Annotated in this window: 18 protein-coding genes; 8 read left to right on the forward strand and 10 right to left on the reverse strand. The window is 47.9% G+C overall.

The window, feature by feature from the left end; all coding sequences use genetic code 11:
• The first annotated feature begins 249 nt into the window (after window positions 1-249).
• The 3 genes from GA0116948_RS10490 (at window position 250) to GA0116948_RS10500 (ending at window position 6,722) form a co-directional block, all read left to right on the forward strand.
• Entirely contained in the window at window positions 250-2,751 is a 2,502-nt protein-coding gene (locus tag GA0116948_RS10490; protein WP_089711880.1) for a bifunctional UDP-N-acetylmuramoyl-tripeptide:D-alanyl-D-alanine ligase/alanine racemase, read from the forward strand.
• A gap of 197 nt (window positions 2,752-2,948) precedes the next feature.
• The gene (locus tag GA0116948_RS10495; RefSeq protein WP_089711882.1) at window positions 2,949-3,602 is read left to right on the forward strand and encodes a lipoprotein signal peptidase; all 654 of its coding nucleotides are present in this window, start codon (window positions 2,949-2,951) and stop codon (window positions 3,600-3,602) included.
• Between the two features lie 246 nt (window positions 3,603-3,848).
• Window positions 3,849-6,722: a TonB-dependent receptor gene (locus GA0116948_RS10500; RefSeq protein WP_089712134.1), complete on the forward strand. Its 2,874-nt coding sequence runs from the start codon at window positions 3,849-3,851 to the stop codon at window positions 6,720-6,722.
• A 190-nt stretch (window positions 6,723-6,912) separates the two neighbouring features.
• On the opposite strand, the gene fumC is transcribed toward GA0116948_RS10500, so the two are convergent.
• From fumC to GA0116948_RS10520, 4 genes are all read right to left on the reverse strand, one after another.
• On the reverse strand, window positions 6,913-8,310 hold the full coding sequence (gene fumC, locus GA0116948_RS10505) for a class II fumarate hydratase (RefSeq protein ID WP_089711885.1): 1,398 nt from the start codon (window positions 8,308-8,310) through the stop codon (window positions 6,913-6,915).
• Between the two features lie 65 nt (window positions 8,311-8,375).
• A complete protein-coding gene (locus tag GA0116948_RS10510; protein WP_089711887.1) occupies window positions 8,376-9,152 on the reverse strand; it encodes an enoyl-CoA hydratase/isomerase family protein in 777 nt (258 codons plus the stop codon).
• A 57-nt stretch (window positions 9,153-9,209) separates the two neighbouring features.
• Window positions 9,210-10,022: a hypothetical protein gene (locus GA0116948_RS10515; protein ID WP_089711889.1), complete on the reverse strand. Its 813-nt coding sequence runs from the start codon at window positions 10,020-10,022 to the stop codon at window positions 9,210-9,212.
• 59 nt (window positions 10,023-10,081) lie between these two features.
• Window positions 10,082-10,501 (reverse strand): cobalamin B12-binding domain-containing protein, encoded by a 420-nt coding sequence (locus GA0116948_RS10520; RefSeq protein ID WP_089712135.1) that lies wholly within the window; start codon window positions 10,499-10,501, stop codon window positions 10,082-10,084.
• Window positions 10,502-10,623: 122 nt separating this feature from the next.
• Here GA0116948_RS10520 and GA0116948_RS10525 point away from each other — a divergent pair, with 122 nt between their 5' ends.
• Complete coding sequence (locus GA0116948_RS10525) at window positions 10,624-12,291, forward strand: glutamine--tRNA ligase/YqeY domain fusion protein (RefSeq protein WP_089711892.1); 1,668 nt, start codon at window positions 10,624-10,626, stop codon at window positions 12,289-12,291.
• Window positions 12,292-12,433: 142 nt separating this feature from the next.
• Here the strand turns inward: GA0116948_RS10525 and GA0116948_RS10530 are convergent, their stop codons facing one another.
• Window positions 12,434-13,162, reverse strand: coding sequence for a LytR/AlgR family response regulator transcription factor (locus tag GA0116948_RS10530; RefSeq protein ID WP_089711895.1), 729 nt, complete (start codon window positions 13,160-13,162; stop codon window positions 12,434-12,436).
• Window positions 13,163-13,238: 76 nt separating this feature from the next.
• The gene (locus GA0116948_RS10535) at window positions 13,239-14,270 is read right to left on the reverse strand and encodes a sensor histidine kinase (protein ID WP_089711897.1); all 1,032 of its coding nucleotides are present in this window, start codon (window positions 14,268-14,270) and stop codon (window positions 13,239-13,241) included.
• A gap of 323 nt (window positions 14,271-14,593) precedes the next feature.
• On the opposite strand from GA0116948_RS10535, the gene dxs reads away from it, so the two are divergent.
• Window positions 14,594-16,519, forward strand: a complete 1,926-nt coding sequence (dxs, locus tag GA0116948_RS10545) for a 1-deoxy-D-xylulose-5-phosphate synthase (RefSeq protein WP_089711901.1) — start codon at window positions 14,594-14,596, stop codon at window positions 16,517-16,519.
• Between the two features lie 73 nt (window positions 16,520-16,592).
• Window positions 16,593-17,648: a flavin reductase family protein gene (locus GA0116948_RS10550; RefSeq protein WP_089711903.1), complete on the forward strand. Its 1,056-nt coding sequence runs from the start codon at window positions 16,593-16,595 to the stop codon at window positions 17,646-17,648.
• Window positions 17,649-17,828: 180 nt separating this feature from the next.
• On the opposite strand, the gene GA0116948_RS10555 is transcribed toward GA0116948_RS10550, so the two are convergent.
• Together GA0116948_RS10555 and GA0116948_RS10560 are read right to left on the reverse strand one after the other, a co-directional pair.
• Window positions 17,829-18,443, reverse strand: coding sequence for a hypothetical protein (locus tag GA0116948_RS10555; RefSeq protein WP_089712137.1), 615 nt, complete (start codon window positions 18,441-18,443; stop codon window positions 17,829-17,831).
• Between the two features lie 32 nt (window positions 18,444-18,475).
• Window positions 18,476-18,871, reverse strand: a complete 396-nt coding sequence (locus tag GA0116948_RS10560) for a hypothetical protein (RefSeq protein WP_089711905.1) — start codon at window positions 18,869-18,871, stop codon at window positions 18,476-18,478.
• Between the two features lie 212 nt (window positions 18,872-19,083).
• Between GA0116948_RS10560 and GA0116948_RS10565 the strand changes: the two genes are divergently transcribed.
• A complete protein-coding gene (locus GA0116948_RS10565) occupies window positions 19,084-21,063 on the forward strand; it encodes a tetratricopeptide repeat-containing sensor histidine kinase (RefSeq protein WP_089711907.1) in 1,980 nt (659 codons plus the stop codon).
• Entirely contained in the window at window positions 21,050-21,691 is a 642-nt protein-coding gene (locus GA0116948_RS10570; RefSeq protein ID WP_089711909.1) for a response regulator, read from the forward strand. Before GA0116948_RS10565 ends, GA0116948_RS10570 begins: the two co-directional genes overlap by 14 nt.
• Window positions 21,692-21,868: 177 nt before the next feature.
• Here GA0116948_RS10570 and GA0116948_RS10575 read toward each other — a convergent pair whose 3' ends face one another.
• Entirely contained in the window at window positions 21,869-22,279 is a 411-nt protein-coding gene (locus tag GA0116948_RS10575) for an OsmC family protein (protein ID WP_089711911.1), read from the reverse strand.
• Window positions 22,280-22,425: 146 nt separating this feature from the next.
• Window positions 22,426-22,950, reverse strand: coding sequence for a YceI family protein (locus GA0116948_RS10580; RefSeq protein ID WP_089711913.1), 525 nt, complete (start codon window positions 22,948-22,950; stop codon window positions 22,426-22,428).
• Window positions 22,951-23,028 lie beyond the last annotated feature (78 nt).

Here is a 23,028-nt window from a genome sequence, read left to right on the forward strand (position 1 = left end):
TGAATACCCAGGGCGATGTGTGGACATTAATCCATTATCTTTGCAACTCGTTTTTAAAACGTGCTGCATGACACCGAAATCAATTCACCTACCTGATCTTTGGTATTGTGTGTGCAGGTACCTAGCTAAAGATGCCGACTGAAATTTTTCATATTCATCTGCCGTTGGCTGTTTGCCGGGTGCCTTCTTTTTTCTATTTACCGAAGCAACAAAACCGCCCGTTAGACACGGGCCATAAAACAATAAAAAGTGTATAACGCAGAAAGTATCAATAAGATCCTCAAAGGAGAATTGTTGCAGCAGACGGGGTCTTCAAGTATTGAACATATTTTATTGGACAGCAGGAAATTAAATTTTCCGGAATCCTCTTTGTTTATTCCCATCGTAAGCCCACGCCGCAATGCACACCAGTATATGGAAGAACTGTACCGTAAAGGCGTCAGCAATTTCCTGGTGAGCGAAGATGTAAACCTTGCTTTATATCCCAAGGCCAACATTATCCACGTTAAAGACACCTTACAGGCCCTGCACACACTGGTAGCCGCCCACCGCCATCAGTTCCACATTCCCGTAATTGGCATTACCGGCAGCAATGGTAAAACCACCGTGAAGGAATGGCTGTACCAACTGCTGGAAAAAGATTATAATATTGTTCGCAGTCCTAAAAGCTATAATTCACAAATAGGAGTGCCCTTATCTGTATGGCAGATGAAGCCGGAAAATGAACTGGCCATTTTTGAAGCCGGCATTTCCCAACCAGGCGAAATGATGAACCTGGAAAAAATCATTCATCCTAACATTGGCATCTTCACCAACGTAGGCGAAGCGCACGATGAAGGTTTTCTGAACGTGCGTCAGAAAGTAAATGAAAAGCTGGTACTCTTCATGAAAAGCGAACTGCTGATCTACTGCAAAGATTACCCAGTGCTAAATGAATGCGTATCTTCCTTTCACAACACTGTGGGCAAACGCGATAAGGAAAACAGCTTACAATTACTTAGCTGGAGCCGCAAAATGGAGGCAGACCTGCGCGTAATATCCGTAGACCGCAACGATAACCACACCCGCATAGACGCATTGTATAAAAGTGAGCCGCATTATATCCGCATTCCCTTTATCGATGAAGGCTCCATCGAAAACGCCATTCACTGCTGGGCGCTTATGTTGTATCTCGGTAAAGACCCGGAAGTAATACGCCAGCGTATGGAAGGCCTTACCAATATCGCCATGCGACTGGAGCTGAAACAAGGAATTAATAATTGCTCACTCATTAACGACAGCTACAATTCTGACCTGGGTTCCCTCAGTATAGCCCTCGATTTTTTACAACAGCAACAGCAACATCCCACCCGCACCCTCATCCTGAGCGATATCCTGCAAAGCGGGAAAAGCGATGCATCACTCTATGAAGAAGTGGCAAGGCTGCTGCAAAAAAGAGGCATCAACAAACTAATTGGCATCGGCAAAAACATTACCCACCAGAAGAAAATTTTTCAACTGCTGGACAATGTAAAGAGCCAATTTTTCAATAGCACAGAAGAATTTATACGCGACTTTAACCCACAGGAATTCCAGAGCGAAACTATCTTGATTAAAGGTGCGCGGGTATTTGAGTTTGAACGCATTGGAAAAAGACTGGAACAAAAAGCGCATCAGACAATTCTGGAAATTAATCTCAGCGCCATTCAACATAACGTAAAACAGTTTCAAAGCTACCTGAAACCAGATACCAAAATGATGGCCATGGTAAAGGCCTTCTCTTACGGCAGCGGCAGTTTTGAAATTGCCAACCTGCTGCAATTCCTGGGTGTAGACTACCTGACCGTAGCCTATGCAGACGAAGGCGTGGACCTTCGCCGCAGCGGTATTACCATGCCGATCATGGTAATGAATCCCGAACCCAGCACCTTCGATGCCATCCTGCAATGCGACCTGGAACCGGAGATCTACTCCATGCATGTATTACAGCAGTTTCTCGAAGAAGTACGCTTGTCCGGCAAAAAAGAATTCCCCGTACACATTAAACTCGATACCGGTATGCACCGGCTAGGGTTTGAAGAAAAAGATATTGCCTCCCTTGCGGAAATGCTTACCGCCACCGACCTGCTAAAAGTAAAATCTATTTTCAGTCACCTGGCCGGCAGCGAAGACCCCAAGCTGGATGCCCTGACCCGCAAGCAGGGTAAGCTTTTCGGCGAAATGAGCCACGAGTTGCAAAAGGCCCTGGGATATGGCGTGATACGCCATATCGTGAATAGCGCAGGCATATACCGGCATCCAGACCTGCAACTGGATATGGTACGCCTTGGCATTGGCATGTATGGGGTAAACAGCAGCCGCGAAACCCAGGGGCAACTGCGCAATGTGAGCACCCTCAAAACTACCGTGGCCCAGGTAAAACACCTGAAAACCGGTGAAACCGTAGGGTATGGTGCCACCTGGAAAGCTAAGGCACCGGCCACGATTGCCACCGTACGTATTGGGTATGCCGATGGTTATCCCCGCGCATTGAGCCATGGTAAAGGCAAAATGCTCATTCACGGCAAACTGGCCCCGGTAGCGGGTATTATTGCCATGGACATGCTAATGCTGGACATCACCGCTATTCCTAATGTAGAAGAAGGCGACGAAGTAATAGTTTTTGGCGAAGCCCTCCCGGTAGAAGAATTATCTAAATGGGCCGGTACTATTCCTTACGAAATCCTCACCGGTATTTCTCAACGGGTGAAACGGGTGTACTTCCAGGAATAGCCGGCAGCCCGCATGTAATCGTGCAGCCATACAGCGAAATGTTTGCCGGTAAAAGCAACCATTTCGCTGTTTTTAGTAAATGTGCAATCTATCAATGCCGCAAAATTGCAGCCTATCCTTGCAGAGACCAGGTTTACTTACAGTTTACTTCCTACATACTACCTAATACTTAATGCATTTTTTTATATTTTTGGCGCATGAAATACAAACACGTCATCTGGATAGTGGTGTTGGTACTGGTTGCAGACCAGGCATTGAAATTTTGGGTAAAGACACATATGAGTATGGACCAGGAGTTTATCATCTTCCCTAACTGGTTCCGTATTCATTTTTTGGAAAATCCAGGCATGGCCTACGGGCTGGAATTTGGCGGTAACTTCGGCAAAATCCTATTAACCTTGTTTCGCCTGATAGCCGTGGTGCTGGGTTTTAAACTGATGAGCAACCTGGTGAAATCCAGCTATAGCAATGGTCTGCTCATTTTTGGCTCACTGATACTGGCCGGTGCCGCCGGCAATCTGATAGACAGTATGTTCTATGGCATGCTCTTTTCCGATAGTAATTATTACCAGGTGGCCCAATTCCTGCCCAAAGGCGGCGGCTATGGAAGTTTCCTGCACGGCCGCGTGGTAGATATGTTATACTTCCATTTGTATGATGATACCTTGCCCGCCTGGGTGCCATTTTCAGGGGGCAAACATTTTATATTCTTTGCACCGATCTTTAACATTGCCGATGCCAGCATTTCTGTAGGTGTGATCGCCATCCTGCTATTCCAGAAAAAGCTGCTCCATAAAAAAGATTCTGCCCCCGAAGAAACAGTGGTGGCAACACCCGAGCAAACAGCGTAAAACGCGCGCAACATCTATAGCAAAAAGCCCGGTACACCAACGTACCGGGCTTTTTTATCTTTACTTATTTCACTTTTTTCAGCCCTTTGCTTTGAAAAAAGAAATACCCTGGCTATATTTGTCCACAAAATCTATAGACTAATATGGAAATAACTGTACTAACCCCTCATTTTCAGCGATGTTGAAGAAAGAATACCATTACCTGACATGCAACATCCTCGCAAAAACACCACACCCTCAACCAAGATGAATAAACAACTACGCTATTTCTTTGCTTTTTTGCCCTTCTTATTGCTCTCCGGCTTGCTCCATGCGCAACTGAACGGATCTTATATTATTGATGGCCGCATTACCGACGACCAGGGCAACTATCTTCCTGGCGCCACCGTGGTTATCAAAGGCACCTCCTTTGCTGCACAGACAGATAGCTCAGGAAGATTTAGCCTGACGGCCAATGTGAAGCCACCCTTTAAACTGAGCATCCGCCTCATTGGGTATCAAGCCCAGGATTTTGAAGTGCGTAATCCTAATAATAAACTCTCCATACAGCTCTCTACCCAATCACTTTTGGTGAACGAAGTGGTGGTATCGGCCAGCCGCCAGCAGGAAAAACTGCTACGCTCCCCGGTAGCAATCGAAAAATTAGACATGCGTGCTTTAAAAGAAACGCCTGCTGCTACATTTTATGACGCCATCGGCAATCTCAAAAACGTTCAGATGACTACTGCCGGTCTTACCTTCAAAGTATTTAACACCCGTGGTTTTAACGTGCCAAACAACTTCCGGTTCATGCAGCTGGTAGATGGGGTGGATAACCAGGCGGCTACATTGGGTGTACCCCTGGGCAACGCCATCGGACCCAGTGAACTGGATATTCAAAGTATAGAAATTACGCCGGGAGCCTCTTCTGCACTCTATGGCATGAATGCAATTAATGGTATGTCTAACCTGATCACGAAAAACCCTTTCGTATATCAGGGCCTGGCTGTATCGCAGAAAGTAGCCTTTAACCACTTTGATGGCAAAGGCAGCGACGGTCCCAAACCCATTACGGAAACCAATTTCCGTTTTGCCAAAGCTTGGAACGATAAGATCGCCATCAAAATAGATTTCAGTTACCTGCAGGGCACGGACTGGTATGCAGACAACCGGAGCGATTTTAACCCGCAACCCATTTCCAACCCCGACTTCCCGGAACTCAGTGGGGTCAATAACCCCGCTAATGACGCCTGGAATAAATACGGCGACAACAGCAACATCCAGATCATTGATAAAAACAACCGCGCTTTTAATATTCACCGCACTGGCTATTGGGAAAAAGACCTGGCAGGTAATTATCATGTAAAAAATATTAAAGGCGATGTGGCCTTACATTACAAGATCACTCCTAAAATAGAAGTATCCTACGCTTACCGCGCCGGCGATATGGATGGTTTCTTTCAACGCGGCAACCGCATTGGCCTGCGCGATGTGATTGTGCAAAATCACAAGATAGAATTAACCCATCCCGATTTTACCATTCGCGCCTACGTATCGTTGGAAAATACCGGCAATTCCTACAATATGAATCCCCTGGCAGACAACCTGGAAAAGTCTTTTAAACCGGATGCACAGTGGAAATCGGATTACCTCAAAGCATTGAACAATGCTGAAGATCAAAATCCCAACGACCTGGCCGCAGCCCACCGTGCCGCCCGTGCTGCGGCAGATGCAGGCCGCTTTGTACCCGGTACAGCTGCCTTTAACCGCCAGGTGAACCTTATCCAGCACGTGAACGACTGGGACATTTACCCTACTTCCAAAAATCCGCTGGATACCACAGGGGGAGCGGCATTGTACCAGAAGAGCCATTTTTATCATGCAGAAGGCATCTGGAACCTGCGTCAGTATGTTAAGTTCGCCGATATCCTTGTGGGCGCCGATTACCGCACTTTCGAGATATATCCTGATGGCAATAACTTTGTAGACTTTAGCCGTCCCTTGGCCAATCGTAACCAGCCTGGCGGTAAAAATATCTGGTATGGCAAGTATGGAGGGTTTGCACAGATTTCCAAAACCTTCCTGGGCGATGCGCTGAAACTCACCGGGTCCCTGCGCTACGATAAAAGCCAGCAGTTTGCCGGTAAAGTAAATCCCCGCCTGGCCGCCGTGTATACCATCAATGAAAAACATAACATCCGTGTGTCCTGGCAAAATGGCTTCCGCTTTCCTTCCCTGTTTGAAGCCTATTCTTTCGTGAACAATGGCCAGGTGCGCCGGGTAGGTGGGCTACCCTTTATTGAAAAAGGACTGGGTTATTACGAGAACGCCATCTATACCTCTACCGCCGACGCCTTTACAACTGCGGTAAACCGCTCCATTAATAACGAACACCTGAGTAAACCAGATGCGGCGGTTAAGAATCAAGGTATACTCAAACAATCGCACCTGGGCCCCATTAAACCAGAACAAATCCAGGCCTATGAAGTTGGCTATAAAAGCGTAGTGGCAGACAACCGCCTGTTTATTGACTTTGATGGTTACTACAGCCGCTATAAAAATTTCATCGGGCAGGTGGACGTTACCGTACCCAAGACAGGTTCCGTAACCCATTTAGACAGCTCCCTGCTGGCCGCCATGCAGGACAAATCACAGCAAGACCGCTACCGGGTATGGGCCAACAGCACCAGCACCGTAAGTAACTACGGCTTTGCACTGGCCCTCACCTATGAGTTTGATAAAAGCTGGACACTGAGTGGTAATGTGAACTACAATAAGCTGGTGCAGGATAAAACAAAAGACGATGCGCTCATCCCCGGCTTTAATACGCCGGAATACTTTACCAACGTGAGCTTCGGCAATCGAGCCATTGTGCCGAACCTGGGCTTTAACGTAGTATGGCACTGGCAGAAATCGTTCTACTGGCAAAACCTTTTTGGCAATGGCAACGTGCCGGCCTACAATACATTTGATGCGCAGGTAACTTATCGCCTGCCCCATATTAGTTCTTCTATCAAAATTGGCGGATCCAATATCCTTAACGCTGCGTACTTCCAGTATGTGGGCGGGCCTACTATCCGCGGGCTGTACTATGCCACTATTACTTATGACGGCATGTTCAAGAAGAAGAAAAAAGATTAACTTCCTCAACCAAGGTCTGATTAAAAAAACCCTCCAGAGATGTTACAACATTTCTTGGAGGGTTTTCGCTATTGGGCGGTAGTGTTATTCATTAGCAGGCCTATATTTACATCACTTCGTGTATCCCTTACCGTTAGCTTTGGTAATACTGCCGGTATTAAGCATCCGAATGATGCAAACAGCCCGCCTTTTAAATTTCCCCTACCATCGTTTTCGGATCAACTACCTGATCAAATTCTTCCGGAGTAACATAGCCCAGTTTCACTGCCATTTCTTTAAGGGTAGTGCCTTCTTTGTGAGCTTTCTGTGCTATTTCGGCGGCTTTGTAGTAACCAATCTTCGTGTTTAGCGCTGTTACTAACATCAGGGAATTGTCTACATGTTTCTTAATATTAGCCTCTATAGGAGCCAGGCCCACAGCGCATTTGTCGTTAAAGCTTACGCAACCTTCGCCAATGAGGCGGGCGGAGTGCAGGAAGTTGTAAATCATCACCGGCTTAAACACATTGAGCTCAAAATGGCCGGTAGCGCCACCGATGTTAATGGTTACGTCGTTGCCTAAAACCTGTGCGGCAATCATTGTGAGGGCCTCGCACTGGGTAGGATTTACCTTGCCCGGCATGATGGAAGAACCGGGTTCATTATCGGGTATAAAAAATTCGCCGATGCCTGCCCGTGGACCAGAGCTGAGCATACGGATGTCGTTGGCAATTTTCATGAGGCTCACGGCCACGGTTTTCAGTGCGCCATGTGTTTCCACGATGGCATCGTGTGCAGCCAGGGCTTCAAATTTATTGTCTGCCGTACGGAAAGGAAGGCCGGTGAGAGCGGCAATTTGCTTGGCAACATTGGCTGCATACCCTTTAGGCGTGTTAATACCCGTACCCACGGCAGTACCGCCCAGCGCCAGTTCGCTCAGGTGGTCCAGGGTGTGCTGGATGGCACGCAGGCCATGATCCAGTTGCGATACATACCCGCTCAGTTCCTGGCCCACGGTGAGAGGCGTGGCGTCCATGAAGTGGGTACGGCCTATCTTCACCACGTGCATGTATTGCTTCGCTTTTTCCGCCAGCGTATTCCGCAGTTTGGTAATGCCCGGAATAGTTACTTCCACCAGCATTTTATACGCCGCAATGTGCATGGCAGTTGGAAAAGTATCGTTGGAAGATTGTGATTTATTAACGTCGTCATTCGGATGAATTACTTTGTCTTTATCCGTGAGCTTACCGCCATTGATCACGTGGGCGCGGTAGGCCACTACTTCATTCACATTCATGTTAGACTGGGTGCCGCTACCAGTTTGCCATACAACCAGTGGAAACTCTTTATCCAGTTTGCCATCGAGTATCTCATCGCAAACGCGGCCTATCAGATCTGACTTTTCCTTAGACAGTACGCCAGCATCCACGTTGGTGAGGGCCGCAGCTTTCTTGAGGTAGGCAAATGCGCGGATAATCTCTTTGGGCATGCGATTAATGTCCTGTGCAATTTTGAAATTTTCAATAGAGCGCTGTGTCTGTGCGCCGTAGTAAGCGTCTACCGGCACGTGTACTTCGCCCATCGTGTCTTTCTCTATTCTGAAGTCCATATCTTAATTTTTTGTGTGCCAAAGTTAGGGGGAAATGCTTAGAAGAAATCTGATATTTTACCATATCAGGCCCCGGTAAATTTGGCCGGTCTTTTTTCCAGAAAGGCCTGTGCGCCCTCCTGTAAGTCTTTCGTAGCAAAGCATTCGCTGAAGGCATTAATTTCAAACGCAAAGCCATCTACGTTTTTATCCAGGGCGGCATTGACGCACTGGATCACACTTCCTACAGCCAGCGGGGCTTTGGCGTGTATTTTCTGCAATAAAGCCTGGGTAAAAGACAACAGCGTGTCGGGTGCCACCACATGGTTCACCAGGCCCCAGGAGAGGGCCTCTGCGGCAGGCAACATATCTGCGGTAAGCATGAGTTCTATGGCTTTGCCCCGGCCAATAAGCTGAGTAAGCCGCTGGGTGCCGCCATAACCGGGAATAAGGCCCAGGTTCACTTCCGGCTGACCAAACTTCGCCTTTTCGCTGGCTACGCGGAAATGGCATGCCATGGCCAGCTCGCAGCCCCCGCCCAGGGCAAAGCCATTTACGGCGGCCACAATAGGTTTGGGACTATCTGCTATACGCTGGAAAATTACCTGCCCTTTTTGGGCCAGGTCGGCGCCCTGAGTGGGCGTCAGCGAAAGAAATTCGGAGATATCGGCCCCGGCTACAAAGGCCTTTTCTCCCGCTCCGGTAATGATAGCACTTTGAATGCCGGCATTACTGTACACTTCGTCTACTGCCAGCGCCAGGTCGGCCAGTACCTGCTGGTTCAGCGCATTCATTTTATCAGGCCGGTTAATCGTGATGAGGTAGGTTCCCTCCGTAAGTTGGGTATTCAGTGTTGCATACATGGCAGTACGGTTTTTCCCGCAGGTCCCATATGCACACCATGCGCCGGCCTGCGTAGTTTAGTAATTAGCTCCTTGAAATGAACGTCGGTGATGGTGATGTCTCGCATGTTCATCTTTGAACTCGTCGCCATAATCCACCTTGCCGAAATCATAACTTAAAGTAACGAAAAACATTTTACTCTGCGTTTGCGCATAGGGGTAGGTCTTCAGGCCATCCACCGTTTCATGAAAATCCTTATTGAAAAAGTCGGTAAGAAAGTATTGCACCTTCAGCCCTATACCGGGATGAACGCGGATGCCGGCAAACACACTGGGCAGCAATAAAGGGGTACGGTCGCTAAACCACTGGCTAAATTTATGGCGCTTATCGCCGTCTATAAATTGCTTTTCTTTATAATTAAGCGCCAGGTCGTACTCGCCGCCGGCAAAGAAGAAAATGCTGCCATGGCGCACATCCCCCACCTTCAATCCAATAGGAATGCCCAGGGTGTAGAGGCGGCGCTTTAATTTCAGCGAGTCGTTGTCTTTGGTAATGAGACCTATGTTACGCAGGTTTAGCCCCGTAAAAACGCCAAAGTTCTTATTGATGTCATAATTGAAATTGGTGCCTACGTTAAAGAAAAAGGTAAAGCGGGGAATATTGCGCACATGGTCGCCATCATATTTTATGCTGCCGAAGGATAACAGGGGACCATCACCACCCCAAGAGGGATACACGCCTTTATGATCACTGGGGTAATGTTGGGCGGCCATTTCTTTCCAATGGAAATGTACGCTGTCGCGGCGGTACCTCGTTGTATCATCCTGCGCTTTGCCGGCCAGGGGGAATAACAGGAAAAAGAAATAATACAGTGGATGAATGTGTTTCATAAACTGGAGGTTGGATTGTATATTAAAGACGCACCAACCTGGAAAAAGTTTCAGCTTTCCTAAAAATTCCGGTGTTCCCTCACCCAGCCAGCAATATAATCTGCTATATCGTGGGTATCGGTGCCAGGGGGGAACAGTTTGCCAACGCCCATTTGCCGCAGCGTTTGCATATCATTTTCGGGGATGATGCCGCCCCCGGTAAGTAATACATCGTCTAGCCCCTTTTCTTTCATGCACTGAATTACTTTTGGAAAAACAGTCATGTGAGCGCCGGAGAGAATACTAATGCCAATGGCATCTACGTCTTCCTGTAACGCAGCATTCACCACCATCTCGGGCGTTTGGCGAAGGCCGGTATAGATCACTTCTATCCCGGCATCGCGCAGGGCCGCCGCTATCACTTTGGCGCCCCGGTCGTGGCCATCCAGGCCTACTTTGGCAACCAGTACCCGTACCGGCCGTTGTTGTTGAATAGACATGCTGATTGGCTTGTTAGATTGTAAATGTAGGTTTTTGATGCCAAAAACGCCCCGCAGAAGGCCGAAAACATTACCTTTGGCTTTCTTAAAACGCACCATCCGTAGTACCACATAAAAAATATATGAGCGAAGAGAGATCCCTCAATTTTATAGAACAAATCATAGAAGAAGACATTGCTGCCGGCACCCATGGGGGCCGTGTACTCACCCGCTTTCCACCGGAACCCAATGGCTACCTGCACATTGGCCACGCCAAATCCATCTGCCTGAACTTTTCACTGGCCCAGAAATATGGTGGCAAAACCAACCTGCGTTTCGATGATACCAACCCGGTGAAGGAAGATGTAGAGTATGTGGATTCCATTAAAGAAGATATTAAATGGCTGGGCTTTGAATGGGCGCAGGAATTATATGCCTCCGATTATTTTGAGCAATTATACCAGTTTGCCGTGCAATTGATCGAAAAAGACCTGGCTTATGTAGACGAGGCCACGCCCGAGCAAATTGCCGCCGCCAAAGGTTCGCCCACCGTACCCGGCACGCCCACACCGGCACGCAGCCGCAGCATTGCCGACAACCTGGATCTCTTTGCCCGCATGCGTAAAGGCGAATTTAAGGATGGCGAAAAGGTACTCCGCGCTAAAGGCGACCTGGCCTCGCCCAATATGCACCTGCGCGATCCGCTGATGTATCGCATTAAACACGCGCATCACCACCGCACCGGCGATGCCTGGTGTATTTACCCCATGTATGACTTTGCTCATGGGCAAAGTGATAGCATTGAGCAAATCACCCACTCTATTTGCACCCTGGAATTTATTCCCCACCGTCCGCTATACGACTGGTTCATCGCGCAACTGGGTATCTTCCCTTCCCATCAATACGAATTTGCTCGCCTGAACATGAGCTATACCATCATGAGCAAGCGCAAGCTCATTCAGCTTGTACAGGAAGGACATGTGCGGGGCTGGGACGATCCCCGCATGCCTACCATCAGCGGCCTGCGCCGCCGTGGTTTTACCCCGGCCAGCGTACGCATGTTCTGCGAGCGTATTGGCGTGCAGAAACGTGATAACCTGATCGATTTTTCCCTGCTGGAATTTTGTATCCGCGAAGAGCTGAACAAAACCGCTCCCCGCGTGATGGCTGTGCTGGACCCGGTGAAAGTAGTTATCACCAACTATCCAGCCGACAAGGTGGAAATATTGCAAGCGGAAAACAATCCGGAGGAAGAAAATAGCGGTACCCGTGAGGTACCGTTCAGCAATACTCTCTACATTGAGCGTGAAGATTTTATGGAGGTACCGGCGAAGAAGTTCTTCCGCCTGGGTCCCGGCTTGGCCGTACGCCTGAAATATGCCTATGTAGTGCAATGTGAAACGTTTGAAAAAGACGCCAGTGGCAATATCACTACCATCTTCTGCCGTTACCTGCCCGAAAGCAAAAGCGGCAATGATACCAGCGGCCTTAGCGTAAAAGGCACTATCCACTGGGTGAGCGCCGCCCACGCCCATCAGGCCGAGGTGCGCTTGTACGACCGCCTCTTTAGCGTAGCCGAGCCAGGCAATGAAGAGGGCGATTTCAAATCTTTTCTGAATCCCGACTCCTTGCAGGTAGTGGAAAATGCCCTAATAGAACCTGCCCTTACCAAAGCCAGGGCAGGCGATCGTTTTCAGTTTCTACGCAAAGGATATTTCACAGTAGACGTGGATTCCTCCCCTGAAAAATTGGTGTTCAACCGGATTGTTACGCTGAAAGACACCTGGGCTAAGGAAACTAAAAAATCTTAAGCACTGCTTATAAAAAGAAAAAAAATGCCGGCATCAGGCCGGCATTTTCATGTATTGTACTTCCCATTGTGTTATCATTATTTATCAGCCTGCCAGCTGCTGGGCCACCTGTACGCTGGTATTTGGCACCTTATCGCATGGCTCACAAACTCATCATCTCCTTAAACTTCACGGCCTGCCTACGGCTCACTTCAATTTTTTCCCCCCCCCGCATTTCCAGCAACAAGCCTCCATTAAAGTAGGTGTCTATCTTTTCAATCATGCGCAGGTTTACAATATGCTTACGGTTGGCCCGGAAAAAAGTACGCTCGTCCAGCCGCTCTTCCAGGGCGTTCAGGGATTTAAGGATGAGGGGTTTGTTGCCCTCAAAATACACCCGCGCGTAGTTACCCACGCTTTCAAAAAGTCGGATTTCCTGCAATTTTACAAACCAACAGCGGTCTCCATCCTTCACAAAAACCTGGTCGTTTTCCGACAGTATATTGCGCAGCCCCCCGGCTACAGCCAAGCGCTCCTTCTCGTCCTGCTGGTGCAGTTTGTGAATGGCATCCGCCAGGCGTTTGGGTTCTACCGGTTTCAGGAGATAATCCAGCGCGTTGTATTCAAATGCTTTGAGAGCATGTTCATCATAAGCCGTAATGAAAATTACCTGCGGGGTACGTTCCAATTCTGCCAACAAATCAAAACCCGTCTGGTCGGGCATTTGTATATCCAGGAAAAGCAGGTCGGGGCGCAGGGCTTCGATCTTTTCCAGGCCATCCTTCGCATTTACCGCCTCTCCCACTACCAGAATTTCCGGATGGTCGGCCAATAACTTCTTTAGCTCGCTTCTGGCCAGTCGTTCATCATCGATGATCAATGCTTTTTTCATATGCGTTTGGTTGATGATTGTAAGATAGCGCGTTGACGCTGCATGGTTCCGTAATACATGTTTATGTTTCGTTTCATCAGACTACCGGCATCTGCACACGGGCTTCCACATGGGCGGTGTCTTTATTATAAATACTAAAAGAGGCGCGGCTGCCAAATAAAAGGCTGAGGCGCTGACGGGTACTTTGCAAACCAAAACCATGGCCCTCGCTATGGTCTGTTGGGTGCAACTGGCCCGTATTCCGAATAATAAGCACATGCTGCAATTCATGCACCGAGGAGGTAATTACCACTTCGCCGCCGTGTATCTGCCGGGAAATGCCGTGTTTGATAGCGTTTTCCACCAGGGTTTGCAGCATCATGGGCGGTATGGGTAGCTCCAGCGTGGCCGGATCTATGAGATATTGTACTTTCAGCCTTTCCTCAAAACGGATGGTTTCCAAAGCCAGGTAATCCTTTACAATATTTAACTCGTCCTCCAGGCTTACCGTTTCCACTTTTTCCGTGGCCATAGAACTGCGCAAAATGTTAGACAGTTCTGTAATGGCCGTACGCGCCCGCTGGGGGTTTTCGTCTACCAGCGCCCGTATGCTATTGAGTGCATTAAAAATAAAATGCGGATTCAATTGCGCCTTAATCGTCTTAAGTTCCAGCTCTTTCACCGTACTTTCCAGCTTCAGTTGGTTCACCTGGCTATTACGATTACGCTCAATATAATGCCAGGCAAAATAAATAAGCAGCCAGGTAGTACTGATGGCCATGGTACTCATTAGGTTTTTAAGCCCTTCCTGCGAAATAAAACCCAAGAAATCTCCCGGGTAGGAAAAAAGGTAGATGCCCAATGCCATGAAAACCCCTATCCCCACCACGCCGGCAAAAAACAGGATGATCAGATGATCGAAACCATATTGTACCCAGTTATTACGACGAATGATGAGCCGGTATAAATGAGTGCCCGCCAAACCAAATATAATTACATAAATCAAGTTTATCACATCGCTATGCTCCACCTTGCCCATAAAAGAGTAAGCCAGGAACACATTAATGATGAAATAGGTAGACCACCCCAGGAGCTGGCACCACCAGTATTTCGATATTTTTTTGAACATTCCTTTAAAATTACTAAGCTACATACTATTTCAAAAATACCGCAGGGGCTGGCCCTTCAGCCGTCAATTTTTATGAATGGTTGTGGGGAAGGCCGCCCGGTTAAAATATCTCAAAGCGCCGCGCTCATCTGATATTATCGGCCAGCAGCAGTAAGGTGGCCACTGAACCCAGGTTTCCCGCTTTCAGGATAGACCTGCTCCCACTAGGCCCAATACCTCCGGCAATCCCCTTAAACAAATGGGAGATCCCCCCGGAAATGACTAATCCAACGGCACATTTCCCCGTAAAATGCGTATTTTTACTGCTAAAACAGTACCCGTCTATGGACATTACGGCCGGCCAGTTATTGCGCCATATAGATGACCCCAGCGATCTGCGGAAAATTGATAAAGAAAAGTTATACCAGGTTTGTGAAGAGCTGCGTCAATATATTATCGATGTTGTGAGCGTACATGGCGGCCACTTTGCCGCCAGCCTAGGCGTGGTAGAACTGTCTGTGGCCTTGCATTATGTTTTTAATACCCCTTACGACCAGCTTGTTTGGGACGTAGGCCACCAGGCTTATGGTCATAAAATACTTACTGGTCGCCGCGATATTTTTCACACCAACCGTAAGTACAAAGGCATTAGCGGTTTTCCCAAACGCGACGAAAGCCCTTACGATACCTTCGGAGTGGGACATTCCTCTACCTCTATCTCCGCCGCCCTGGGCATGGCTATCGCCTCCAAACTCAAAGGCGAACACGAGCGCCAGCACATTGCCGTGATCGGCGATGGCTCCATGACCGCAGGGATGGCCTTCGAAGCCCTCAATCATGCCGGCGTGGCCAATGCCAATGTGCTGATTATCCTGAACGATAACTGCATGTCCATAGATCCTAACGTGGGCGCGCTCAAAGAATATTTAACCGACATCACCACCTCGCCCACCTACAATAAGCTGCGCGACGACGTTTGGAACCTGCTCGGCAAGATGCCGGTGGGCAAACGCTTCACCCGCGATATGGCCTCCAAATTGGAAGCCAGCGTGAAAGGCGTGGTAACCCGCTCCAGCAACCTGTTTGAAGCATTAAAACTCCGCTACTTTGGTCCTATAGACGGGCATAACATCACCAAACTGGTGGATACCCTGCAAGACTTGAAAGATATTCCCGGCCCCAAGCTGCTGCACATCGTAACCACGAAGGGCAAAGGTTATGCGCTGGCCGAAAAAGACCAGACCCTGTGGCATGCCCCAGGCCTGTTCGATAAGATTACCGGCGAGATATACAAAAAACCAGTAAACGCCCCCGAGCCGCCCAAATACCAGGATGTTTTTGGCGAAACCATTATTGAACTGGCAGCCGCCAATGATCGCGTGCTGGGCGTTACGCCCGCCATGCCCTCCGGCTCCAGCCTGAAATTCATGATGGAAAAAATGCCGGACCGCGCCTTCGATGTGGGCATCTGCGAACAACATGCCGTAACCCTCTCCGCCGGCCTGGCTACCCAGGGTATGCGGGTGTTCTGCAATATTTATTCGTCTTTCATGCAACGTGCCTTTGATCAGGCCGTACATGATGTGGCCATCCAGCAACTGCCTGTAATCCTGTGCCTGGACCGCGCAGGCCTGGTGGGCGAAGACGGACCTACCCACCATGGTGCCTACGACATTGCCTACCTGCGCGGTATTCCAAACCTGATCATCAGCGCACCGATGAATGAAGAGGAACTTCGCAACCTGATGTACACCGCCCAACTGGAAAGCAATAAGCTGCCCTTCGTGATCCGCTACCCCCGTGGCCAAGGCGTAATGCCCGACTGGCGCAGGCCGTTTAAAGCGATCCCCGTTGGTACCGGCCGCAAAATACGCGAGGGTAAAGACATTGCCATCCTCTCCATTGGCCACCCGGGCAATTTTGTGACCGATGCCATCAAACAATTGGTAATTGATGGTCTGCAACCTGCCCACTACGATATGCGCTTTGTAAAACCACTCGATGAAGCCTTGCTGCACGAGGTGTTCCGCCAGTTCGAAAAAGTGATCACCGTGGAAGATGGCACCGTAGCCGGCGGCTTCGGCAGCGCTATCCTGGAGTTCATGGCCCGGCATGGGTATAAAGCCGATATAAAAATAATGGGTATCCCCGACCGCATTGTGGAGCATGGCAAGCCTTCGGAACTATACCGAGAGTGCGGCTTTGATGCAAAAGGCATCGCCCATACCGTGATGGAAATGATGAAAAATAAAATTACCGTAGTCGCCTAGCGATGACGGCCACCGCTATACAATTGGTCAGCGATCCCAACGGTCACTGACCATTTTTTTGTACGCTGTATTTATGACGGATCTTTATCTTACGCTACGCATCACCCACATTATCCGGGAAACGGAAGACACTAACACGTACCTGTTGGAAACCATCTCCGGGAAGGCCATCGACTACAAGGCAGGTCAGTTTCTCACTTTTCTGATTACCCTGCACGGCATTGAGTTTCGACGCTCCTACTCCCTCAGTAGTGCACCCGGCATCGATAAAACTCCCGCTATCACGGTTCGCAGGAAACAGAATGGAGAAATATCCCGTCACATCCTGCATACCTGGCAAGTAGGCGATGTAGTGACCTCCCTGTTGCCCAGCGGCCGCTTTACCCACGAACTGCAAACAACGCCCCGCGACATTTTCCTGCTGGCCGCAGGTAGTGGCATTTCACCGGTATATTCTTTATTAAAATTTATTCTGAAAGAGGAGCCTACCGCAAAGGTAACCATGCTTTATAGCAACACCTCCCCACAAACCGCCATCTTCCGGGAAGGGCTGGACCGGCTGAAAACCCAATACCCGCGCACATTTACACTGATTCATTTTTATAGCAGTGGCGATTCGCACGAGATGCCGGTGTATCGCCGGCTGAGCAATATAGTACTGGAACCACTGATCAATACCCGCCTTCACTACGCAAGATCCCTGGCCCATTTTTATTTCTGCGGCCCGCCAGACTATATGCGCATGATACAGCTTACCCTGATCTTCATGGGCTTTAACGCCGACCGGCTGCACAAAGAAAACTTTGTGGTAAATACGGAGGCCAAACGGGCACACGCCGCCATTCCCCAAGATCCTTCCCCAAAAGAAGTGGTATTACACTATAACGGGCAGGCACATACGCTGCAAGTACCCGGCAATGATACCCTGCTGCATGCCGCCCAAATGCATGGCCTGCACCTGCCCTACAGTTGCAAGGGCGGCGTATGCGGCTCCTGCACAGCAGCATGCACGGAGGGAAAAGTGTATATGGCGGTGAACGAAGTATTGACCGATGCCGAAATAAAAGAAGGACTCATCCTCACCTGCGTAAGCTATATAACCAGCGATAAGGCCGTAGTACGCTGGTAAATTCAACCAGCAGGGCAGGCACAAACAAAAAAAACCTGCCAGGATGGAGGGCACTGAAAAAGTCTGTCATTTTAGGAGCCTCCCCTAAAAAAGGAGATCCGGTAAAATTCACATTTTACCGGATCGTTTTTATTGTTCTAAAGTTAAGACTAGTCTTGCGAAAATAGATGGGCCTGGGATTTACTTCAGCTTTACCTCCACGATCTCGCCATCTTTGCTCACTTCCACAAACTTTTTGAGTAAGGAAGCATGGTTTATAGAATAATATTCCCGGGAATAATAGTCCGTGGTATTGTAATTACTGTATCCGCTGCCAGTGTAACGGTCGTAGGATCCGCTGCTGTTCCATTTTAACAGCCCTTCCAGGTAGTATTTTCCGGGCTTCATCTTTGGAAAAGTAAATTCGCCGTCGCTATTCGTAATAGCGTCTATCCGGTAGTGCCAGGCTTCAGGCGAAATGTAAGCGAACTTCAGCTTGCTGGGATTTTCCTTCTTCTTAAGGTCCAGGTATTCCAACAGGTAAGGCGTTACAGGAAATAACATTATTTTAATCCTATTAGCATATATGCGCTTGCCGGATGGAATTTTATATGCCCCAAGCGGCCTTGTAAAGGCCACCCCTTTAATAGTGCCAGTACCTTCTGCCAGCGCCTGTTTTGCGGCCAGTGAGTCGAAAGGTGTTTTAGCAAACAACCGGATGGTATCATCTCTTTCGGGTTGCACATATTGGGCACGTATTTCAGTACCTACCAATAATAGGCACCCCAATATTGTAATAATCCATCTTTTTTTCATAGCTACATTATCTTCTTGCAAAAGAACAATATTTATTTGCAATATACTTCTACCACTTTATAACTTTTATACGCATTGCCAGCACCATAATCTACGATCGCAGAGGCAGAAGCCGTAGCACCAGCATCGAGGCTAGTTACCGTAAGAATGTCATCGCCACTGTAGGTCTTACCATTCGTGGTAGTAGCCTCCAGTTTCACGTATACCGCGGTAGAGCCGGCACCCACATCATATTTTTTAGAGCCCGTATTTTTTACATCAAACGTTATGATTACCGTGTGCAGGCTAGGTACATCATCCGTAGAGGCATAGGTGAGTTGTAACTTATCTGCCATACATTCTTTGGAAGGAGTACTAGTATTATCATGATCTTTGGAACAACCGGTAAATGCCGCAATAGCCAGCAATGCATACAGTAAACGTTTCATATTATCGTAATTTTTTGGTGATACGGCCTAAATATTATAGAATTGCTGCAAATTTACCGGGACAGGAGCGTGGTAACAATACCAGTATCCCGGTATTTTTACCTACCTATATACTGGTATTTTTCCAGCGAAAACCGAAAATGGAGAGGATTACGAACCAATGCAGTGACCCTGAGCGACCAGGTTCTCAGGAGACTAACTAATTTAACCATATGACCCGATCGATTTACTTATTGGTACTGTGCCTGGGTATAGCATTTAAGATTAAAGCGCAATTATCGCTACCGCTCAACGAAACCCGATACACCGATAGCCTGCTTTCAATACTGCGCGCCACTACTTCAGATAGCACTAAATCCCGCGTAGATTACCAATTGGCCGAATACTGGCGAGGCAAAGACACCGTGCAGGCCCGGGCCTACCTTGACCAAGGAAAGCGGCTGGCAGCCCCTTATCCTTTGCCATCTGCACTCCGCGACTTTTACGAAGGACAATTTTATTTTAATTCCAATCCAGCCAAAGCCGCGGCCGCATTTCTGAAGGCACAGGAGGCCCTGACTCCTTTTAACACCCAGGAAGGGAACCTTTTCCGCTCCATGTCCTGGTTTAATTACGGCATTATGGTGCGCAACGAAAAGGGAGACGACTTCGTAATTGATACCTGGCTCAATAAAGCGATCCCCCTCGCAGAAAAGGCGGGCAATGATGAAAAAATTGCACTGTATTACACCCAACTGGCTACCCTCTTCATGTATAACGCCCGGTTCGACAAGGCGGAAGTGTACAATAATAAGGCGCTGGACCTGCTGGAAAGCAAGCACCCTAACTCGCCTAATTTACTATTTGCCTACTTCGCAGCTATCAGCAACTCGATCTATAGCAAAAAGCCGGCGAAAGCCAAAGTGTATCTCGATAAAGCACAACAACTACTGGCTCCTTATCCAGCATCGGTGAACTATCCCAATTATTATTATAACGAATCGCTATACTATACCACGGTAAATGAATTTGGCAAAGCCATGGCCAGCCTCAATAAAGGCATCGCTATGGCCAAAACCCTGCAACAGCAGCAGCTATTACAAATGCTGGTATTTCGTAAATACAATATTTTACAGGAATCTCACCAGTATGCCGCGGCCAGGAACCTGCTAACAGACATTTTACAGGAGGGTACCCTCACAGCCGATGTAAACAATCGTAAAACAGTGTACCAGGAAATGGCGACCGTCAATGCCAGCCTGGGCAACATGCGCGCAGCCTACAACTGGCTGGTGAAATATGGCCAGCTAAGCGACAGCCTGCAGGAACGCAAGCTGCAAAGCAACATCCAGGAACTGGAGATTAAATACCACGCCGCACAAAACGAACAAAAAATAGCCACCTTACAGGCCGCTAATGAAAAAGCCGCACAGGTGGCACACTATACCCGCCTGCTCAACTTACTGCTGGGCATTGCCGCTGCCTTGCTATTGGTAATAACAGCCTTTGGCTGGCTTTTCTACCGCAACCATAAAAAACTGGCCGCACAAACAGCCCTGAACTACCAGCAGCAACTGCGGGAAACCGAACAACAGCGCCAAATACAAGTAGGTCAAGCCTTGCTGCAAGGCGAAGAAAACGAGCGGGAGCGCGTGGCCCGTGACCTGCACGACGGACTGGGAGGCATGCTGGCCAGCATAAAACTTAACCTGTCTACACTGGCCACAGAACCGGCCTTGCAGAAAATCCTCTTGCAACTAGACCATTCTTCCACAGAACTCCGCCGCATTGCCCATAACATGATGCCCGAATCGTTGTTGCACTACGGCTTGAGTATTGCCTTGAAAGAACTCTGTGAATCTTTGGAAACAGACCAATTGAAAATATCTTTCCAACCTTTCGGCATCAAAGAACAACTGAATAAATCTACCCAGCTTACCATTTACCGTATCGTACAGGAAACATTGTCGAACGCCTTGCGACACGCGCAAGCATCCAGCGTAGTAGTACAGTGTTCGCAAAATGAAGATACTTTTTTCATTACCGTGGAAGACAATGGCAGGGGTTTCGATAAAGGTCAAATTGTACAAAGTAAGGGCATTGGGCTTACCAACATTCAAAAACGTGTACGCTTTCTCAATGGAAGGATGGATATAGAAGCCGCCGTAAACGAAGGCACCACCATAAATATAGAACTTGATGTGGCAGGATAATGAGAAAATTTCACTGGCCATTGTAGACGATCACCCAGTGATCCTGCATGGACTGCAAACCTTACTGAAGGATAATCCACGTATATACATTGCCGGTAGTTTTGCAACCGGGGCAGACTTCCTGGCTTTCCTGGAAAAAAAGCCCGTGCAAATTGTATTGCTCGACATTGCGTTGCCAGATATACATGGCGTGGCATTGTGTAAAAAAATAAAACAACGCTTTCCCACCACCTGTGTGCTGGCTTTCAGTAACCATAGTGAGCGGATTATGATTTTTAAAATGCTACAAAGTGGCGCCAGCGGGTATTTGCTCAAAAACATAAGCGCAGGGGAACTAATGACCTGCATTTCCGATGCTGTTAATGGGCAGATTACTTTTAGTAGCGAAGTAAAACAAATCATGGCCCACGTTACACCTACCGACTTGAATACTCTTCCTCCACTCACCAAACGGGAACGCCAGTTGCTACACCTGATCGCCGATGGTAAAACGAACAACGAAATTGCGGAATTGCTTTCCCTTAGCGTACTTACGATAGAAACCCATCGCAAAAATCTGATGCAAAAATTTGGAGTCAAGAATGCAGCAGCACTGATCAAGGCTGCCACAGCGCATCATTTATTATAACCACGTAATCTGCAAAATTCATAGTATTTTTTAATACCAGGCCCCTGCCGGCCTGCCCTTCGCAAGATGGCAGATTATACCACGAGCATATGCAAAAAAAAACTATCACCTGCATAGCACAAAGTCTTTCAGACAATGGCTTGGAGGCGATAGCTCATTTGTAATATCAGGAAGCAATTACACCAACTTGGCGTCTACCGTAATTTTAGTTTTCAGCAGTTGGGAAATGGGGCAATTCTTTTCTGCATCCGCTACCAGCTCGTCAAACTTAGCCTGATCAATGCCGGGTATTGTAGCGATAACATCCAAATGACTTTCCACTATAGCACCGTTTTCAAAATTAATGGTGCATTTCGTATCAATGGTGTCCGGGGTAAATCCAGCGCCATTGAGGTTAAACGTCAGCTTCATGGTGAAACAGCCCGCGTGTGCAGCACCCACCAGCTCTTCCGGATTGGTACCAATACCGCTTTCAAAACGGCTGCCAAAGGAATATTGCGTATCGTGTAGCACGCCACTTTGGGTAGAGATTAATCCTTTTCCTTCTTTTCCGCTTCCCTTCCAGTTTGCCGTTGCAGTTCTTTTCATAATTATATATTTTTTTAGTGAGAATAGTCCCACAAGAAGTATTCCATTAAAAATAAGATGAGGTAGCTACAATTAAGGGAAACATAAAAAACCAGGCTATACTTGGCAGCCTGGCGTATAAAAAATGATATTATGTTAGACAGTTATTACTGTTTTACTAACTGAATGCTGGCATTCAACTTCACTTCGTCGCTCAGTAACAGGCCACCAGCTTCGGTAGTACCATTATAGCGCAGGCCAAAGTCGGCGCGGTGCAAGCGTCCGGTAATTTCAAAACCAGCTTTGGTTTGACCATACGGATCTTTTACAATACCACTGTACTCTACGGCCAGCTCTACAGGATGAGTTTCTCCGTGCAAAGTAAGATTGCCGGTTACTTTATATTCCTCATCGTTTAGTTTCTGCACCTTGGTAGATACGAAAGTTAATTTTGGATACTTTGCAGTGTCAAAGAAATCGGGAGATTTCAGATGACCATCGCGCTGTTCATTCTTAGTATTGATGCTGTCAACATCCGCCTCGAAGTGGATGGTCGCATCTTTAAAGTCTTCGCCTTCATTCGTAACAGTGCCATCGTAAGAAGTGAAATTACCACTTACATTGGTAATCATAAGGTGTTTAATCTTAAATCCTATTTCGCTATGTGTAGCGTCAATTTTCCAGGTTGCCATTTTTTTAAGTTTTATGTTTTGAGTATGTTATCTCGATTCGACAAGACAAATATATATGTTACAACATTATTTAAAATG

The organism is Chitinophaga costaii (assembly GCF_900094705.1).
Classification (GTDB): domain Bacteria; phylum Bacteroidota; class Bacteroidia; order Chitinophagales; family Chitinophagaceae; genus Chitinophaga; species Chitinophaga costaii.

What these genes read in the sequence shown, in the direction of transcription:
- GA0116948_RS10495 (WP_089711882.1), top strand. Translation starts at nt 2,949, where the DNA reads ATGAAATACAAACACGTCATCTGGATAGTGGTGTTGGTACTGGTTGCA.
- GA0116948_RS10500 (WP_089712134.1), top strand. Translation starts at nt 3,849, where the DNA reads ATGAATAAACAACTACGCTATTTCTTTGCTTTTTTGCCCTTCTTATTG.
- fumC (WP_089711885.1), bottom strand. Translation starts at nt 8,310, where the DNA reads ATGGACTTCAGAATAGAGAAAGACACGATGGGCGAAGTACACGTGCCG.
- GA0116948_RS10510 (WP_089711887.1), bottom strand. Translation starts at nt 9,152, where the DNA reads ATGTATGCAACACTGAATACCCAACTTACGGAGGGAACCTACCTCATC.
- GA0116948_RS10515 (WP_089711889.1), bottom strand. Translation starts at nt 10,022, where the DNA reads ATGAAACACATTCATCCACTGTATTATTTCTTTTTCCTGTTATTCCCC.
- GA0116948_RS10520 (WP_089712135.1), bottom strand. Translation starts at nt 10,501, where the DNA reads ATGTCTATTCAACAACAACGGCCGGTACGGGTACTGGTTGCCAAAGTA.
- GA0116948_RS10525 (WP_089711892.1), top strand. Translation starts at nt 10,624, where the DNA reads ATGAGCGAAGAGAGATCCCTCAATTTTATAGAACAAATCATAGAAGAA.
- GA0116948_RS10530 (WP_089711895.1), bottom strand. Translation starts at nt 13,162, where the DNA reads ATGAAAAAAGCATTGATCATCGATGATGAACGACTGGCCAGAAGCGAG.
- GA0116948_RS10535 (WP_089711897.1), bottom strand. Translation starts at nt 14,270, where the DNA reads ATGTTCAAAAAAATATCGAAATACTGGTGGTGCCAGCTCCTGGGGTGG.
- dxs (WP_089711901.1), top strand. Translation starts at nt 14,594, where the DNA reads ATGGACATTACGGCCGGCCAGTTATTGCGCCATATAGATGACCCCAGC.
- GA0116948_RS10550 (WP_089711903.1), top strand. Translation starts at nt 16,593, where the DNA reads ATGACGGATCTTTATCTTACGCTACGCATCACCCACATTATCCGGGAA.
- GA0116948_RS10555 (WP_089712137.1), bottom strand. Translation starts at nt 18,443, where the DNA reads ATGAAAAAAAGATGGATTATTACAATATTGGGGTGCCTATTATTGGTA.
- GA0116948_RS10560 (WP_089711905.1), bottom strand. Translation starts at nt 18,871, where the DNA reads ATGAAACGTTTACTGTATGCATTGCTGGCTATTGCGGCATTTACCGGT.
- GA0116948_RS10565 (WP_089711907.1), top strand. Translation starts at nt 19,084, where the DNA reads ATGACCCGATCGATTTACTTATTGGTACTGTGCCTGGGTATAGCATTT.
- GA0116948_RS10570 (WP_089711909.1), top strand. Translation starts at nt 21,050, where the DNA reads ATGTGGCAGGATAATGAGAAAATTTCACTGGCCATTGTAGACGATCAC.
- GA0116948_RS10575 (WP_089711911.1), bottom strand. Translation starts at nt 22,279, where the DNA reads ATGAAAAGAACTGCAACGGCAAACTGGAAGGGAAGCGGAAAAGAAGGA.
- GA0116948_RS10580 (WP_089711913.1), bottom strand. Translation starts at nt 22,950, where the DNA reads ATGGCAACCTGGAAAATTGACGCTACACATAGCGAAATAGGATTTAAG.